General features: G+C 62.7%; 3 protein-coding genes. 2 read left to right on the forward strand and 1 reads right to left on the reverse strand.

Annotated features, from left to right (window positions below):
- A partial coding sequence (locus AC1DUU_RS26900; RefSeq protein WP_476786411.1) for a GGDEF domain-containing protein occupies positions 1-359 on the forward strand: 359 nt, incomplete at its 5' end.
- A gap of 239 nt (positions 360-598) precedes the next feature.
- Complete coding sequence (locus AC1DUU_RS26905; RefSeq protein ID WP_476786412.1) at positions 599-2,794, forward strand: esterase-like activity of phytase family protein; 2,196 nt, start codon at positions 599-601, stop codon at positions 2,792-2,794.
- A gap of 70 nt (positions 2,795-2,864) precedes the next feature.
- Here AC1DUU_RS26905 and AC1DUU_RS26910 read toward each other — a convergent pair.
- The coding region (locus AC1DUU_RS26910; protein ID WP_476786413.1) for a maleate cis-trans isomerase family protein at positions 2,865-3,387 on the reverse strand (523 nt) is incomplete at its 5' end.

The raw sequence follows: 3,387 nt of genomic DNA on the forward strand, positions 1-3,387 counted from the left end.
ATGAAGTGCTGAAGATCGTCGCCGGCGCCATCAAGTCTTCCGTACGTACCGGCGATCTCGTCGGCCGCATCGGTGGCGAGGAGTTCGGCGTGTTCCTGCCTGGGGCCACCAAGGAAAATGCCGAGCGTGTCGCCGAACGCATCCGCGGCTCGATCTCCGACACCATCCTTGAACCGGGCGGACGCAATTGCCCGCTGACGGTGAGCGTAGGCGCTGTCCTGTTTGAAGATCAGCTCGAATTCGACGAGATGTTCCGCAAGGCCGACGGACGCCTCTCCGAGGCCAAGGCACGCGGCCGCAATCGCGTCGAGTTCGCCGAATTTTCCAGCAATGACGAAAGGGCCGGCCTCAACGCCTGAGCCCGCCTTGAGGCAGCTTTGAGATATTTGAGCCGCGCGGCCTTGCTGCGCGGCTTTGTTTTTTCGTTCTGAAGAGACAGGCCACGCGGGCGTTCACGGGCCTTGGTCGAAAYACCAGCCGGCGTGCAGGCAAATGGCTGCCTGGGCACTGTCACGAAACCATCATCCAGCTGTCATCGCGCTGAAATCTCGTTGCCCCAAACGGAACCCGCAATTCCGTTCAGGCAAAGAGGTTTTCCATGTCACGCAAGCTCCTGCTTTTGACGACCGCGCTCGCAGCGTCAGCGGCCTTCCCCGCTCATGCCGGCCAGGCGTTCAACCGTATCGCCACTTTCCCCGTCGCCACCAATTTGCCCGCTGATGTCGACGCGGCGACCCCGACCTCGTCGGAAATCATCGCGGCGACCGAAGACGGCATGACGCTGGTCTATTCCGACAGCCCGCTGGGTGCGGTCGGCTTCATCGACATCACCGATCCGAAGGCGCCGAAGGCCGCAGGCATCGTCAAGATCGACGGCGAGCCGACCTCGGTGATCGTTGCCGGCAACAAGGTGCTGGCCGGTGTCAACACCTCCAAGAGCAAGCAGGAGCCTTCGGGCAACCTCACGATCATCGACCTCGCTTCCAAGGCGATCGAGGCGTCATGCGATCTCGGCGGCCAGCCTGACTCGGTGGCGCTCAGCAAGGACGGAAAATTCCTCGCCGTGGCCATCGAAAACGAGCGCGACGAAGAATTGAATGACGGTGCCCTGCCGCAGTTGCCAGCTGGCAACCTCAAGATCGTCGCCCTCAAGGACGGCGCACCCGACTGCGCCTCGATCAAGACCGTCGACCTGACCGGCATCGCGACTGTTGCGCCGGAAGATCCCGAGCCGGAATTCGTCGCCTTCAACRACAAGGGTGAGATCGCCGTCACGCTGCAGGAAAACAACCACATCGCCATTGTCGATGCCGCGACGGCCCAGATCGTTGCGCATTTCCCTGCGGGCGAGGTGACGCTCGAAAACGTCGATACCAAGAAGGACGGCGCGCTGAATTTCACCGGCACGGTCGAAAACACCCCGCGCGAACCCGACGCTGTGAAGTGGCTCGACAATGACCGCCTCGTCGTTGCCAATGAGGGCGACTACAAGGGCGGCGCGCGCGGCTTCACCACCTTCTCCAAGGCTGGCGACGTGCTTTATGAATCCGGCCCGTCCTTCGAGTATCAGGCGGCCTCTGCCGGCCACTATCCCGACGCCCGCAACAAGAAGGGCATCGAGCCGGAAGGCCTCGAATTCGCGACGTTCGGCGACCAGAAGCTGATCTTCGTCGCCGCCGAACGCGCCTCGTTGATCGGTGTCTACAAGGACACCGGTGCCGCGCCCGAATTCCTCCAGTTGCTGCCTTCGGGCATCGGCCCGGAAGGCCTGGTTGCCATCCCGCAGCGCAACCTTTTGGTCACCGCCAACGAAACCGACCTTGTCGAAGACGGGCTCGCGCGTTCGCATGTCATGGTCTACGAACTCGGCGAAGCTAAAGCCGCCTACCCGCAGATCACTTCGAGCTTCAAGGACGACGGCACGCCACTTGGCTGGGGCGCTCTCTCGGGTCTCGCGGCCGATCCCAAGCAAGCCGGCAAGCTTTATGCCGTCTCCGACTCGGTCTACCGCTCGGCCCCGGCGATCTTCACCATCGACACGACCAAGACCCCTGCCCTGATCACGGAAAAGATGATCGTCACCCGTGACGGTCAGCCTGCGCAAAAGCTCGATCTCGAAGGCGTCGTTGCCGACGGCAAGGGCGGTTTCTGGCTGGCGTCGGAAGGCCGTTCGGACAAGCTCGTTCCGCACGCCATCTACAACGTCAACGCCAAGGGCGAGATCAAGGAAGAGATCGCCTTCCCGGCCGAGCTTCTGGCGCATGAGACCCGCTACGGTCTCGAAGGCATCACCGCGCTTGGCGAAGGCGACGACCTGACGCTCGTCATGGCGATCCAGCGAGAATGGGCCGACGATCCCAAGGGTCAGGTCAAGCTTTTGGCCTACAAGCCCAAGGACAAGGAGTGGTCGGCGGTGCGTTATCCGCTCGACGCTGCCGAGAGGGGCTGGGTCGGCCTGTCGGAGATATCAGCCCAGGACGGCAAGCTGTTCGTCATCGAGCGCGACAATCTGATCTCCCAGGAAGCCAGGAACAAGCGCATCTATGCGGTGGCACTCGACGGCTTCAAGCCGGCCAAGCTCGGAGGCGAACTGCCTCTGGTGGAAAAGGCGCTGGTTCGCGACCTGCTGCCGGACCTCAAGGCGGCGACAAACGGCTATGTCGTCGACAAGGTCGAGGGCTTCGCCATCGACGCATCGGGCGAGGCTTTTGTCGTCACCGACAATGACGGTGTCGACGGTTCCTCCGGCGAGACGCTGTTTCTGCGTCTGGGCAACATCGCTGCCATCAACTGAGCGGCGCGAAACTGAACAAAGCAGGGCCGCGGCGGTGACGCCGCGGCTTTTGCATTTGGAAGTCCAGCAATCAGCCTGCCAGCGGTGTCCGATAGAGCTTGCCGAGGCCTTCGATCGGCTTGTCATAGCCGCCGAGGTGCAGCATGTGCCAAGCCATGGCATGGTTGCTCGAGGTCACCGGCTTGCCGAGCTTGGCTTCGACCCGCTCGGCGATGCGGGCGACACGCAGGCTGGTGCAGGAGACGAACACCGCCTCGCATTCGTCCGACGAGCCGACGTCGAGGATGGCCTTTTCGATCGCTTCGGTGGTGATGCGGGCGACGAGATTGTCGTCCGGCTCGTTGAACGAGCCCATGATCGGGATCTCAAGCCCGCGCGCCATGAAGGCTTCGCGCAGCGAATGGTTGATGGTGGCTATATAGGGCGTGAGCAGCGCGATCTTCTTGGCGCCCATCGCCTTGAAGGCTGCGAGCGCTGCGGTCACCGGATCGGTGACCTTTACCTCGGGCATGACTTCCCGGACGCGCTTGGCAACTTGGGCTTCGCCGATCACCAGCGCGCCTGAGGTGCAGCCGAAACCGATCACGTCGAAG

Source organism: Aminobacter sp. P4_H6_2, from assembly GCF_056400805.1.